Annotated in this window: 11 protein-coding genes; 6 read left to right on the top strand and 5 right to left on the bottom strand. The window is 65.7% G+C overall.

The annotated features are described in order from the left end of the window. Positions 1–101: 101 nt before the first annotated feature. Positions 102–1,724 (bottom strand): CocE/NonD family hydrolase, encoded by a 1,623-nt coding sequence (locus FPZ08_RS10365; RefSeq protein ID WP_146289945.1) that lies wholly within the window; start codon positions 1,722–1,724, stop codon positions 102–104. A gap of 3 nt (positions 1,725–1,727) precedes the next feature. Then, positions 1,728–3,437 carry an adenine deaminase gene (gene ade / locus FPZ08_RS10360; RefSeq protein WP_146289944.1) on the bottom strand — a complete coding sequence of 570 codons (1,710 nt, stop codon included), beginning with the start codon at positions 3,435–3,437 and terminating at the stop codon, positions 1,728–1,730. A 120-nt stretch (positions 3,438–3,557) separates the two neighbouring features. Between ade and FPZ08_RS21930 the strand changes: the two genes are divergently transcribed. Next, complete coding sequence (locus FPZ08_RS21930) at positions 3,558–3,716, top strand: hypothetical protein (RefSeq protein WP_186767295.1); 159 nt, start codon at positions 3,558–3,560, stop codon at positions 3,714–3,716. Continuing rightward, positions 3,716–4,810, top strand: a complete 1,095-nt coding sequence (locus FPZ08_RS10355; protein WP_146289943.1) for a DNA topoisomerase IB — start codon at positions 3,716–3,718, stop codon at positions 4,808–4,810. Before FPZ08_RS21930 ends, FPZ08_RS10355 begins: the two co-directional genes overlap by 1 nt. Positions 4,811–4,884: 74 nt before the next feature. Here FPZ08_RS10355 and FPZ08_RS10350 read toward each other — a convergent pair whose 3' ends face one another. Continuing rightward, on the bottom strand, positions 4,885–7,101 hold the full coding sequence (locus tag FPZ08_RS10350) for a putative bifunctional diguanylate cyclase/phosphodiesterase (protein WP_186767294.1): 2,217 nt from the start codon (positions 7,099–7,101) through the stop codon (positions 4,885–4,887). 188 nt (positions 7,102–7,289) lie between these two features. On the opposite strand from FPZ08_RS10350, the gene FPZ08_RS10345 reads away from it, so the two are divergent. From FPZ08_RS10345 to FPZ08_RS10335, 3 genes are all read left to right on the top strand, one after another. Beyond that, positions 7,290–8,336 (top strand): NAD(P)-dependent alcohol dehydrogenase, encoded by a 1,047-nt coding sequence (locus FPZ08_RS10345; protein WP_146289941.1) that lies wholly within the window; start codon positions 7,290–7,292, stop codon positions 8,334–8,336. Positions 8,337–8,488: 152 nt separating this feature from the next. Further along, positions 8,489–9,001, top strand: a complete 513-nt coding sequence (locus tag FPZ08_RS10340; RefSeq protein ID WP_146289940.1) for a GNAT family N-acetyltransferase — start codon at positions 8,489–8,491, stop codon at positions 8,999–9,001. Positions 9,002–9,029: 28 nt separating this feature from the next. Continuing rightward, the gene (locus FPZ08_RS10335) at positions 9,030–9,515 is read left to right on the top strand and encodes an MgtC/SapB family protein (RefSeq protein ID WP_146289939.1); all 486 of its coding nucleotides are present in this window, start codon (positions 9,030–9,032) and stop codon (positions 9,513–9,515) included. Between the two features lie 543 nt (positions 9,516–10,058). Here the strand turns inward: FPZ08_RS10335 and FPZ08_RS10330 are convergent. Continuing rightward, positions 10,059–10,505 carry an ANTAR domain-containing protein gene (locus FPZ08_RS10330; protein WP_146289938.1) on the bottom strand — a complete coding sequence of 149 codons (447 nt, stop codon included), beginning with the start codon at positions 10,503–10,505 and terminating at the stop codon, positions 10,059–10,061. Between the two features lie 280 nt (positions 10,506–10,785). Between FPZ08_RS10330 and FPZ08_RS10325 the strand changes: the two genes are divergently transcribed. Then, positions 10,786–12,501, top strand: a complete 1,716-nt coding sequence (locus FPZ08_RS10325) for a hypothetical protein (RefSeq protein ID WP_146289937.1) — start codon at positions 10,786–10,788, stop codon at positions 12,499–12,501. On the opposite strand, the gene FPZ08_RS10320 is transcribed toward FPZ08_RS10325, so the two are convergent. Beyond that, positions 12,498–12,830, bottom strand: coding sequence for an SMR family transporter (locus tag FPZ08_RS10320; RefSeq protein ID WP_146289936.1), 333 nt, complete (start codon positions 12,828–12,830; stop codon positions 12,498–12,500). The genes FPZ08_RS10325 and FPZ08_RS10320 overlap by 4 nt on opposite strands. Between the last annotated feature and the right edge of the window lie 16 nt (positions 12,831–12,846).

The following is a 12,846-nucleotide window of genomic DNA, read 5'->3' as shown; positions in this document are numbered from 1 at the left end:
TCCCCCGGACTTGATCCGGGGGTCTCTTGTCGCTTGTACCGTTTTGAGAGTGACCCGCGGATCAAGTCCGCGGGAAGCGCCGGTGTTGGGGTAATGGTCGGCTACAAACTATAACCCGGCACAATCACCCCCGTCCCCTCGTGGAACACCTCCACATCATTGACCACCATCACCGTCGCGGTCCCCACCGGCTCATCCGTCCCCAGATTTCGCGCGTATCGCGGATGCGCCCCCGAGGCGATGAGCAGGCGCAGGCGGTGACCCGCCCGGAAGCTGTGGGCGGTGGCATGCAGCGGGAAGGACAAGCGCCAGCTCCCATCCGGCTCCCGGGGCGTTTCCGGCGTCACGCGCACCAGTCCGTCGCAGATATTGACCGAACGCCCGTCCGGGCCAACATCGTTGAGCCGCACGAAGAAATCGGTATGGCCAAGGCTGGCGCGGGCGTGTAGCGCAATGCGGCACTGGCCGATAATCGTGACCGGGCTGGTCAGCACCGGCCCGGTATAAACCAGCACATCATCCCGCGCTTCGAGTGGGGCATTGTCGACCGCGCCGGCGCCGGTAAAGGCAAAGATGGCGCCGCCCAGATTGGGTGTCGGGTCGGCGGGGTCATAGCGATACGTGTCGCTGCCCGCGCTCGATTGGGCCTGAGCCAGGATCGTACCGGGGCCGATATGCCAGGTGGCCGGGTCTGGCGGGCCGGGCGGGTAGCGGTCGAATTCGTGCCATTCGTCGAGGCCGGAAATATGGATGCGCACCGGGCGGCGGCGCAGGCCGGTGTCGTCGCCCAGCAGTTTGGCGCGCATCCAGAGCAGGGTTTCGCGTAGATTGTCGCGCTGCAACTCTTCGGCGATGTGAAACCAGGTGCCCACGGTGAGATAGGGCTGGTGACCCAGTTCGACCAGGCGCTGATAATCGGCCAAAAGCGGATCGAGCATGAAATCGTACCAGCCGGAGATGAAGTGCACCGGCGGCGTGGTTTCGCTCAGGCGATGGCTGTGGTCGAGCGCGGCCCAGAAATCGTCGTTGCCGATGGCGTGCTCGAACCAGTAGCGCCAGAACGGCACCTTGTGGCCCACCGCCACCTTGTCGGCCTCCACCAGCGGCAATATGGCAGCGGCCCGGTCGGTGCGGCGCTCGATATCGCCAGAAAACATGCGGGCGGCGGTAGCGAGCGGACGGTCGCGCAGCCCCTCGATCACCTGCACCCAGGACAGCCAGAGATTGAGGTGGAAGGCGCCTGATGGAAACACCACCGGACGAAAATTGGCCGTCGTCACCTTGGTCGCCATGGCCGCGACAGGGGGCAGGGCGTCGCTGATGGCCCATTGCGCATAGCCCAGATAGCTGGGGCCGGTCAGCCCGATCCTTCCGTCGAACCAGGCCTGCGCCTTGATCCAGTCCAGCGTCGCCAGCCCGTCGGCCCGCTCATTGGTGAAAGGGTCGAATTCTCCGCCCGAGCGCTCGGTGCCGCGGCAGGCCTGGATCACGACGTGAAAGCCGCGCTCGGCATAGGCCTCGGCAATGGGGGCGAAGCCGCGCCGCCCATAGGGCAGGCGCATCAGAATGGTCGGGTGCGGCCCGGTGCTGTCGGGCGCGTAATGGTCGGTCTTGAGCGTCACGCCATCGGACATGGTCAAGGCAATGCCGCGGGTCTTTTTCACGCCGTTGAGGCGCGGCGGCAGGTCTTCGACCCAGGCCAGATAGAGCGAGGAGAGGCTCACCCGTCAGTCCACGAAATCGAATTTGTCGACATCGAACAGGCCGCGATCGGTCATCTTGAGATGCGGGATAACAGGAAGCGCCAGGAAGGCAACCTGCAGGAAAGGCTCGGGCAAGACGCAGTCGAGCTCATAGGCCGCCTGCCTGAGGGCATGCAGGTCATGCGTTACCGCCTCGAAGGACTTGGGACTCATGAGACCGGCAATGGGCAGTGCCAGTTCGGCCGTCACCTTGCCGCCATTGGCCACTACGAAGCCGCCGCGCAGCTCGATCAGGCGGTTCACGGCCACGGCCATGTCTTCATCCGTGGCCCCGATGACCGTGATATTGTGGCTGTCATGGCCGACCGACGAGGCGATGGCGCCACGCTTGAGGCCGAAGCCGCGCACGAAGCCGCGGCCGATATTGCCGTTCTTGCCGTGCCGCTCGATGACCGCGACCTTGAGTACGTCGGCGGCCAGGTCGGGCTGCAGGCCGCGTTCGGTGACATCCAGTGTCGCGGCGTCGCGGAAGGTCAGGATCAGGCCCGGCCGCACGCCGATGACCGATGCGCTGTTGCGGCCCGGCTTGGGCTGGGCAATGAAATCGTCGGGCGAAACGGGCCTCGCCTTCATCGAAGCCAGCCCCACCGGCTCGACCGGCTGGCGGGCGGCGAACAGGTCCGGGCCGACGAGGCGCCCGGCGGTCACTACGTCGCTGACGCGGCAATCTTCCAGGCTGTCGAGCAGGGCGATGTCGGCGCGCCAGCCGGGCGCGACGAGCCCGCGATCCCGCAGCCCGAAAATGCGGGCCGCCGAATGGCTGGCGGCGCGATAGACGTGGTGCAGCGGCCGTCCCATGGCGATCAGGCGCCGGATGGAGCTATCGAGGTGGCCTTCCTCGGCGATATCGAGCGGATTGCGGTCATCGGTGCAGAGGGCGACGAAGCTGGACGTATTCTCGTCCAGCACTTCCGCCAGGGCCTTGAGATCCTTGGACACAGAGCCTTCGCGGATCAGGATGGCCATGCCCTTGCTGAGCTTTTCGCGCGCTTCTGCGGCCGATGTGGCCTCGTGGTCGGTGCGGATGGCGGCGGCGAGATAGCCGTTGAGCGCGGTGCCGAGCAGCAGCGGCGCATGGCCGTCGATATGCCCGTCCTGGAAGGCCACGAGCTTGGCGATGATGCCGGGGTCGGCATTGAGCACGCCGGGAAAGTTCATCATTTCGGCGAGGCCGATAACCTTGTCATGGGCGCGGAAGGGTTCGAGATCGGCAATCTCCAGTGCCGCGCCCGAGGTTTCGAATCCGGTGGCCGGCACGCAGGATGACAGGTTCACCCTGATATCCATCACCGTCCGTTCGGCGCAATCGAGGAAATATCGGATGCCCTCGGCGCCGAGCACATTGGCGATTTCATGCGGGTCGCAGATGACCGTGGTCACGCCATGCGGCAGCACGCAGCGGTCGAATTCGAACGGGGTGACCAGCGAGGATTCGATGTGGAGGTGGGTGTCGATGAAGCCAGGTACCGCGAAGCGCCCCGCGCCGTCGATCGTGGTCCTGCCCTCATAGCTGGCATGGGTGCCGACGATCCGGTCGCCGACAATGGCAATGTCGGTCTGGGTCACCACGCCGGTGATGACGTCGAGCAGTTGCACGTTCCTGATGACCAGGTCGGCCGGCTCCTTGCCCTGTCCGGCCATGATCATGCGGGTGATTGTGGCGGCTGAAGTCATGGGGCGGTCCTGAAGCGTGGTCATGGCCGAAGGTCGGCTGCGACGGTCGCCGCGTCAAGGGCCGGCGCGGAACCTCGGCGGCGCCCCGCCGTTGCATTCCGACAACCACAGGAGAGCGTCATGGAAACCTATGACCCGCACAAGAGCACGACCGATGTGCGACAGGCCAATCCGCGCAAGATGAATTTGCGGGTGCTGCTCATGTCGATGCTCGGCATCATCGTGCTGTTTGCCATTGTCTACCTCATCTACACCTTCGCCCAGCCCAATCCGACCTGATGCGGCTGGTCAGGATCGGGCGGGATGAGCTGACGCTGACCCGCCAGCGGCGCGGCAAGGGTTTCTGTTATCGCGATGCCGGCGGAGTTTTGATCCGTGATGCGGCGACGCGTGACCGCATCAAGACGCTCGGCATTCCGCCGGCCTGGAGCTATGTGCGCATCGCGCCCAGTCCCAAGGCGCATATCCAGGCGCTTGGTGTCGATGAGGCGGGGCGCGACCAATATATCTATCACCCCGATTGGGAATTGCGCCGCGACGGCAAGAAGCAGCGCCGGCTTGCGGTGCTGACATCGGTATTGCCGCGCCTGCGGCGGAAGATCGCCGAGGCGCTGGGCGCCGAAACCGGCAGCCGCGAACTGGCGCTGGCCATTGCCGCGACGCTGATCGACAAGACGGCGATGCGGGTGGGGCGCGAGAAGTATCTCGAAAGCAACGGCACGCGCGGCGCCGGCACGCTCTATGCCCGCGATATCAGGGTCGAGGGCGACGAGGTCTGCATGGCCTTTAATGCCAAGGGCGGCAAGCGGACCGAATATTGCCTCACCGATAGCAGGCTGGCCGAGGCCGTCGGCCGCATCAAGACCCTGCCCGGCAAGCGCCTGCTGGTCTGGCGCGATGAGGCGGGCAAGGTGCGGCCGATCAAGACCGGGGCGATCAATGCCTGGCTGCGGGAGTTGGCCGGGGTCGATATTTCCGCCAAGGATTTCCGGACCCTGCATGCCAGCGCCATGGCGGGCGAAGCCCTGGCGCAGATGGAGGTGGGCGGCTCCGAGAGCATGCGTCGCCGCCAGATGGCGCAGGTCGCCCGGCAGGTGGCCGACGTGCTGCGCAATACGCCGGTCATCTGCCGCAAGTCCCTATATCGCGCCGCGCCTGTTCAAGCTGTTCAGCGAAGGCAAGCTCAAGCCGATGTGGGAAGCGGCCGGCAATGGCCGCGCCGGCCTGCTGCAGCGCGAGAAGCGGCTGGGCGTGGTACTGGCGGCGGGGTGATCTATCGTGGTGCGGTGGGTGTGGCCACCCCCACCCTCACTCCCCTCTCCACAAGGGGGAGGGAGGCCTGCTCTGTGGCTAAACCATCATTGGAGCACTGACATCGCCCATGCGCCTCCCTCCCCTTGATGGGGAGGGAATGAGGGTGGGGTGGGGCCAGGTACGCTAAGCGGAATTACGCCGCCCGAGTACGGCGGCGATCCGGCGTGTTGGCCTTGTCGGCGAAGATGGCGGTGATCTGCCCGGCGGGGACGCCGCCGGAAAACAGGAACCCCTGCAGCGTGTTGCAGCCCAGCCGGCCCAGAATGGTGGCCTGGGCTTCGGTTTCGACGCCTTCGGCCGTCACTTCGATTTCCATGGCATGGGCCAGGGTGACGATGGCCTGGGTGATGGCGACCGAGACATGGCCTTCGCTGAGCTGGCTGACGAAGGAACGGTCGATCTTGATGCGGTCCACCGGATAGCGCTTGAGGTAGCTGAGCGAGGAATAGCCGGTGCCGAAATCGTCGAGCGCGATGTGAATGCCCGCCGCGCGGAAGGTGCGCAGGTTCTGCGCCGAGACATGTTCGTCGTCGAGCAGGATGGATTCGGTGATTTCCAGCTCGAGATCGGTCGGCCGCATGCCGGTCTCGCGCAGGATGTCGAAGACCTGCCCGGAAAAGCGCGGATTGCGCAGCTGGGTGGGCGAGATATTGACGGCGATGGTGCGGCCCGGCGCGGTGGCGCCCAGTTCGCAGGCCCGGCGCAGCACGACTTCGCCCAGCGTTTCGATAAGGCCGGTATTCTCGGCCACTGGAATGAAGCGCGCGGGCGAGATCTGCCCATATTTGGGGTGGTGCCAGCGCGCCAGCGCCTCGGCGCCGATGACCTTGCGGCTGCGCTGGTCGATCAGCGGCTGGAAGGCCACCGATAGCTGGTCATTGCGCTGCAGCGCCTCGCGGAGCTCGCCCTCGATGGTGTGCTGGAGCTGCAGCAGCTCGTTCATATGCTCTTCGTAGACCACTGACCGGTTGCGGCCGCTGGCCTTGGCCTCATAGAGCGCGATATCGGCCTTGCGCACCAGTTCGCGCGGCTCGGCATTGCCGCCGGTGACGTTGACGATGCCGATGCTGACGCCGACATGGGCCTTGAAATGGTTGAGGTCGAAGGCATGGCTCACGGCCTCGATAATGGTGCCGGCCATTGCGGTCACATCCTGCTGGCGGTCGCGCACCAGGATGGCGAATTCGTCCCCGCCCAGCCGGGCGATCATCACGCCGGGACCGACGACGCCGCGGATGCGCCGGCCGACGGCGCAGATCAGCTCGTCGCCGGCCTGATGGCCCAGCGTGTCATTGACCTGCTTGAAGCGGTCGAGGTCGAGCATCAGCAGCGACAGTTGCGCATTCGCGCCCTGCCGGTCGGTCAGCACATGCGCCAGATGGGCATCGAAGCTCATGCGGTTGGGCAGGCCGGTCAGCCGGTCATGGGCGGCCTGGTGTTCGGCGTGGCGGCGGCCGGCTTCCAGCGCGGCCGAGGAGCGGCGCAACTGGCTTAGCAACAGGAAGACCAGTATGGCGGCGACGGCAAAGGCGGCTGCCAAAGCCGGTCCGGTCTGGCGCAGCAGCATCAGGCCGGGGCGGTCGCGCTCCCAATCGAAAAAGGCGACGAAGCGGCCGGCATTGTTGAGAATGGGATGGGTCGCCCGGTCGGGCTTGGCGGTGCGGACCAGGCTGAAATGGCCGTCGGCGAACAGATATTCGTTGTTGAAGCGGCTGGCGGTGGCGTCATCGAGAAACTGCACGGCGGCGATCAGCGGTTCGGTGCCCGGCGCCTGCATGATGGCGCCGCTGTCGGACACGATGGTCATGACGCTGACAATGGCCGGCTGGCCTTCTACCAGGGCGAAATCGGAAATCGAGATCGGCCGCGGCTGCGTGCCGGGAACCACTGTGCGGGGCGGCACCGCACGGACGCGGTTGACCAGTTGCTGCACGGGGCTGGCAATGCGGCGATACTCCCGCGGCTCCACGGCCACGCCATCCTGCATCATGTAGAGCGGCTGGGCTGTCGTATCGAGCACGACGATCCGGTTGTGGCCGAAGAATTCGTGCATCCACTTGCCGATATTGCGGTCGACCCAGTTGAAATTGAACATCAGCCTGGTGTTGACCACGGTGTCGTCGCGCACGGCGACGCTGGCCAGTTCATGCTCGAGCTGGTCGCGGCGGGCCTCGATGATCTGTCCGAACATGGCGCTTTGCCGGTCGAGGGCGCGCTCGTCGATATTGGCGGTGGACCAGAAGACAAAGCCCAGCACCGCCGCCGCGGTGATCACCAGCGCCAGAACCACGGGCAGCAGAACGGCGGCAGAGAATTGCCAGCGTTCGAGTGTCGATGTCTTTGGCTGCATCAGACGACCGGTTTGAACCTTGCGAGCAAGGACCATAGCCCAGACGAAATTGCGGACTGGTTACCAAAAGACAGGTTAAGTCCGCGCCGAAACCGGCAAATAGGGGCTGCGAAGCAGGCGTCCACTGCGCTAGAAATGCTCACCGGCTGGGCGATTGCCCGGATGCAGGTGTCCCAGGAGATTTCACCATGACCAAAGCCCGCGCCCTCGTTCTCGAACGCCAGCATGAACTGGCCCTGCGCGATATCGACCTGCCGCTCGATGTCGGGCCGGGCATGGTCAGGATTGCCATCCATACGGTGGGCGTGTGCGGCTCGGATGTCCACTACTACACCCATGGCCGGATCGGGCCTTTCGTGGTCAATGCGCCCATGGTGCTGGGGCATGAGGCGGCCGGCACGGTGACCGCGGTTGGCGAAGGGGTGACCCATCTCAGCGTGGGTGATCGCGTCTGCATGGAGCCGGGTATTCCCGATCCCAATTCGCGGGCCAGCCGGCTGGGCATGTATAATGTTGATCCGGCCGTGCAATTCTGGGCCACGCCGCCGGTGCATGGCGTGCTGACCGCAGAAGTGGTGCATCCGGCCAATTACACCTTCAAGCTGCCCGACAATGTGAGCTTTGCCGAAGGCGCCATGGTGGAGCCCTTTGCCGTGGGCATGCAGGCGGCCGCCAAGGCGAAGATCGTGCCCGGCGACACCGCTTTGGTGCTCGGCGCCGGGCCCATCGGCACCATGGTGGCGCTGGCGGCTCTGGCCGGTGGCTGCGCGCGGGTCATCGTGGCCGACCTGGCCCAGCCCAAGCTCGACATATCAGCGCAGTATCAGGGGGTCATCCCGGTCAATATCCGCGAAAAGAACCTTGTCGAGGAGGTCGGCCACCTCACCGATGGCTGGGGTGTCGATGTGGTGTTCGAATGCTCGGGCTCGCCGCAGGCCTGGAAGACCATCATGGACCTGCCCCGACCCGGTGGCGCGATCGTGGTGGTCGGCCTGCCGGTCGAGCCCACCACGATCGATATTGCCGGACTGTCGGTCAAGGAGCTGCGCATCGAAAGCGTGTTCCGCTATGCCCACCAATATGACCGCGCCATCGCCCTGATCGCCTCGGGCAAGGTGGACCTCAAGCCCCTGATTTCGGAAACCTTCGCCTTCGAGGATTCGAAGGCCGCGTTCGACCGAGCCGTAGAAGCGCGGCCGAGCGATGTGAAGCTGCAGATCAGGGTGGCGGGGTAGTGCCACGCCCTCGTGGTTCGAGGCGCTGAAGAAGCGCACCTCACCATGAGGGCTACTTATTGCTCGGTGTTCCAGTAGCCCTCATGGTGAGGTGCGAGCTCTTCGCGAGCCTCGAACCACGAGGGCGTGGCAGAGGGGCAGGAGGGACAGTCATGGCGATCGAAATCCGCCCTTATCGGCCAGAAGACGCCGAGGTCACGGCTGACATTTTCCGGCGTGCGATCCTCGAAGTGTCGATCCGGGATTATACGCCTGCCGAAGCGCTGGCCTGGGCCGACGTGATGCAGGATCACGCGGCATGGGCCGCGCGGCGCGCGAGCCGGCCGACATGGATCGCCATGGTGGCCGGACGCGCCGCCGGCTTCAGCGACCTGACCAAGGACGGATTGCTCGACATGATGTTTGTACACCCTGATTTCCAGCGTATCGGGGTGGCCAGTGCGTTGCTGGCGGTGGTGGAGGCCGAAGCCATTCGGCAGGGCCATGCCAGAATCCATACGGAAGCCAGCCGCACCTCGCAGCCGTTTTTCGCCCGGCGCGGCTTCCGTGTGCTGAGCCAGGGCAACGCGAGCGTTCGGGGCGAGACCCTGGAGAACTACCGGATGGAAAAGGCGCTGCTTCGCCCCGAGCCGCTCGGAACCCAACCGACACAAGCCGTGTTGTGATCGCAGCGTCACAACACGGAATGCGTCCATGGATGTCGGCAATGAATTCGGTTTCGTCCAGACTTATCTGCCCCAGCATATCATCGCCATTCGCCTGCTGATCGCGGCCGTGCTCGGCGCCATGATCGGGTTCGAGCGGGAGTGGCATACGGCCGAGGCGGGGTTGCGCACGCATATCCTGGTGGCCGTGGCGGCGGCGCTGTTCACCATTCTCGCCTTCGAGATTTTCCACACGATCGAGGGTGGCCAGACGCGGGCCGATCCGATCCGCGCGGTTGAAGCCGTCACGGCGGGCATCGCCTTTCTGGGGGCGGGCGCCATCTTCAAGAGCGGCGGCAATGTGCAGGGGATCACCACCGGCGCCGGCATGTGGCTGGCCGGCGCGGTCGGGCTGGCAACGGCGCTGGGCTATTACCTCATCGCCTTCGGCGTGGCGCTGCTGGCGGTGCTGGTGCTGGCCACCCTGCGCGTGCTGGCCCACAAGGTGATCCGGGGCGACGACGAGCAGAATTGAGCGCTCGGTAAACCTATGGCGCCGGCCTGCCCTCTCCCCCTCGTGGGAGAGGGTGGAAATCCGCGTTCAGCGGATTTCCGGGTGAGGGGCTGCGCTAGCCCATGCATCAATGGTGGGTGATAGCTCAGTGCCCCCTCATCCGCCCTTCGGGCACCTTCTCCCACGAGGGGAGAAGGGAAAGAGCCCTGAGACCCGAAAATGAGCATTCCCCCTTGTGGGGAGGGAGTGAGGGTGGGGTGAGTCACACGCACAGGACTAGGAGGAAGGGGGCCGCGGGGAGAAGCGGTGGTCATCGGCTGGCGCTGAGGGACGAGCGCGCTGCCGACATTGCTTCTCCCCCGTGCGGAACGCGACCGGGAGGTGTCGCATCCGCGCCCACGCGCCGGACCCCTTGGAGTGAGGCCGGCGGCCTCCCCGGCCGCGATGCAAGCGGGTCGGGGAGGGTTGGAGTGGCCGGAGGGACGCTTGGGAATGCAGGAGCGGTCCGTAAACCGTCATGCAGCGCCCCTCCCGACCGAGGCATGCAACCTGTGGACGCAGGAGCTACATGCCAACCGCATCGAGGCGCTGACTGCGCGCCCAGAAACTGACAATGCCAGCCGCCTCGCGCCGGTAGGCGTCGAGTTCGGCATGGCGGAAGAAGACGGCCGAAGCGCCGGCCTCGTGCAAGGCCTCGCGGCCCTGGCGGTCGAGCGGCGGCGCCATGACCACTACTGGCACGCCCTTCTGGCGGGCCAGCGACTGGATCGAGGCTACAAATTCGAGGTTGGCCCCGCTATGGGCCTTTAGGTCTACAATGAGCAGGCAGGGCCAGTTGGCCTCCGGGTCCGCCAGCACATTGCCCAGCGCCAGGCGGCCCTCGGCCGCCCCGCCATACCAGCTGATATCGGGCGCGCCATGGGCGAGCAGCATGCGCGTCAGCAGATGCGCGGAGTGCCGGTCGTCATCGACAAGCGCCACGAAGGGCAGGTTTTCCACAATATCGTTCAACGCACACCTCGTTGTCCCGCCGGCGAGCGGAACAATGCCGAATAAGAAAATACTCGCCTGCACACCGGGAGAGCGGCGGGCGTTACTGTTCGAAACTGGGTGGTCAAGAGGCTCGGCCGGGGCCTGACCGGACGAAGCAGCGCCGCGTATTGAACGTCGACTGGCGCCCTATGATCCATTCATCGCCCGCGCAAAAGGCAAGCTCAGGTAAAGTCAATGTAACATCCGCTTGTGTTTTACATGTAAACCGTCACAATCGCCGGGTTCCTGGGAGGGGCGGTTGACCGATCCTGCGCCGCAGCGCGAGGCGATCCTGGCGGCACTCGAGCGGCTGCTCGCGTGGCCGGAAATCTCGCGCTCCCCGCAGCTCGGCCGCTTTCTCGACTATATCGTGCAACGCACACTCGAGGGGAATGAGGGGGCCATCAAGGCCTATTCCATCGCCGTAGATGTGTTCGGCCGCACGGCCGATTTCGACCCCCAGGCCGATCCCATCGTGCGGGTGCAGGCACGCAGGTTACGCAGCCTGCTGGGCGATTATTATCGCGGGCCGGGCCAGGGAGAGGCCTTACGCATCCAGCTTCCGGTCGGCCGCTATGTGCCCGATTTTGCCATGGTGGAGCCGGGCCAGCCCGAACCCGTTGCGCCGCCGGCGGCAAGGCCGCGATGGTTCGGTTCGTGGAGTTTCGGCGCATCGTGGTTTGCGCTGGCGGTCATTGCGCTGGGCCTGGCCATGGCGGCCTATGCCATGTCGGCTTGGGGGCCACGGCTAGGGCCGGGCGCGGCCGGGGCGATCCAGCGGCCAACCATCACCATTGTCGAATTCCAGAACCTGGCTGGCGCCACCGCAGCGCCGCCCCAGGCGGCCGGGCTGGCGATCGAGCTGGTGACCGATCTCGGGCAATTCGGCAATATCGGCGTGCGCTATGGTGGGGGTGGGGAGGCCAATGTCGCGGTAGCCGGCCTGCCGACCAGCGATTACGTGCTGACCGGCATTGTCCGGCCTGATGGCGAAGTGGTGCAATATAGCGCCATCCTGACCGACAGCCTCACCAGCACCGTGGTGTGGAACCAGACCTTTGCCGTGCCGGCCGCCGAGGCGTTGCAGTCGGGCGTGCTCGACAAGGTGTCGAAATCGCTGAGCCTGGTGCTGGGCAGCCCGCGCGGGCCGCTGCATGCCGCAGCGCGGCAGGTGCTGGCTTCGTCCCAGTCGATCGATGGGCGGATCAGCCCCTATCTCTGCCGCGTGCTGTTCGATCTCTATCGCGAAACCGGCGGGGCGGGCGAAGCGGTGCGCGCCAGTGCCTGCTATGCGGCGCTGTCCGAGGACGAGCGGGCAAGTCCGCCGGTGCTGGCCGCCATGGCCAGCTTGCTGGCCGAGCAGGTCGGTATCGGCGAGACGGCGCCGGAAGACCGCTTTGCCCTGGCGAGTGAGGATATCCGGCGGGCTATCGGAATCGATCCGATCAGCAGTTTCGTCTGGGAGCAGCAGGCACGCCTGCATGAAACGCTGGGCGAACGCGCCGCGGCTCGGGCCGAGTTCAGCTCTGCCGTGCAGCTCAACGGCGCCAATGTCGATGCGCTGGCCGCCTATGCATGGCTGCTGGCTCTGGGCGGCAACCTGGCCGATGCGGAAGCCATGGCGCGCGACGCGGCCGAGGCGTCGCCCAGCCCGCCGCCTTGGTATCTGGGCGTACCGGCGCTGCTTGCTTTGCGCGACGGCGATTTTGCCAGGGCCATTGCCTGCGCCGAACTCTATGCCCAGGCCGACCACGAACTGGGGCCGATCCTGGCCATCTTGGCGGGGCAGCGCGCGGGCGACAGCGCCGTGGTCAATCGCTACCTGCCGCAGGTGCTCGACGTTACGGCCTTCCGCGCCAAGGGCGTGCTGCCCCGTTTGCGCGAGCGCGTCGGCGATGACCAGTTGCTGGATGCGATCCGCACCGGCCTGATCCAGGCCGGCGTTCCGCCCATGGCCCTGGTGCGCGGCTTTTAATGCGCCGAGGACTGCGAGAAGAGGTTGATCACCAGCACCCCGGCCAGGATCAGCCCGATGCCGACAAGCGCCGGCAGGTCCAGCGTCTGGCCATAGGCGAAATAGGCGATAACAGAGACCAGCACGATGCCCACGCCCGACCAGATGGCATAGCCGATGCCGACTGGAATGGTCTGTAGCGCCAGCGAGAAGAAGTAGAAGGTGACGCCATAGCCCACCACGACCACGATGGAGGGCACCAATTGCGTGAACCCCGCCGAGGCGCGCAGGAAGGAGGTGGCGATGACCTCGCCGACAATGGCGATACCGAGATAGATGGCGCCGTTCATGACAGGTCCCTGCCTG

It is taken from the genome of Devosia ginsengisoli, from assembly GCF_007859655.1.
GTDB lineage: Bacteria > Pseudomonadota > Alphaproteobacteria > Rhizobiales > Devosiaceae > Devosia > Devosia ginsengisoli.
This window is presented reverse-complemented; position numbering and strand designations above follow the sequence as displayed.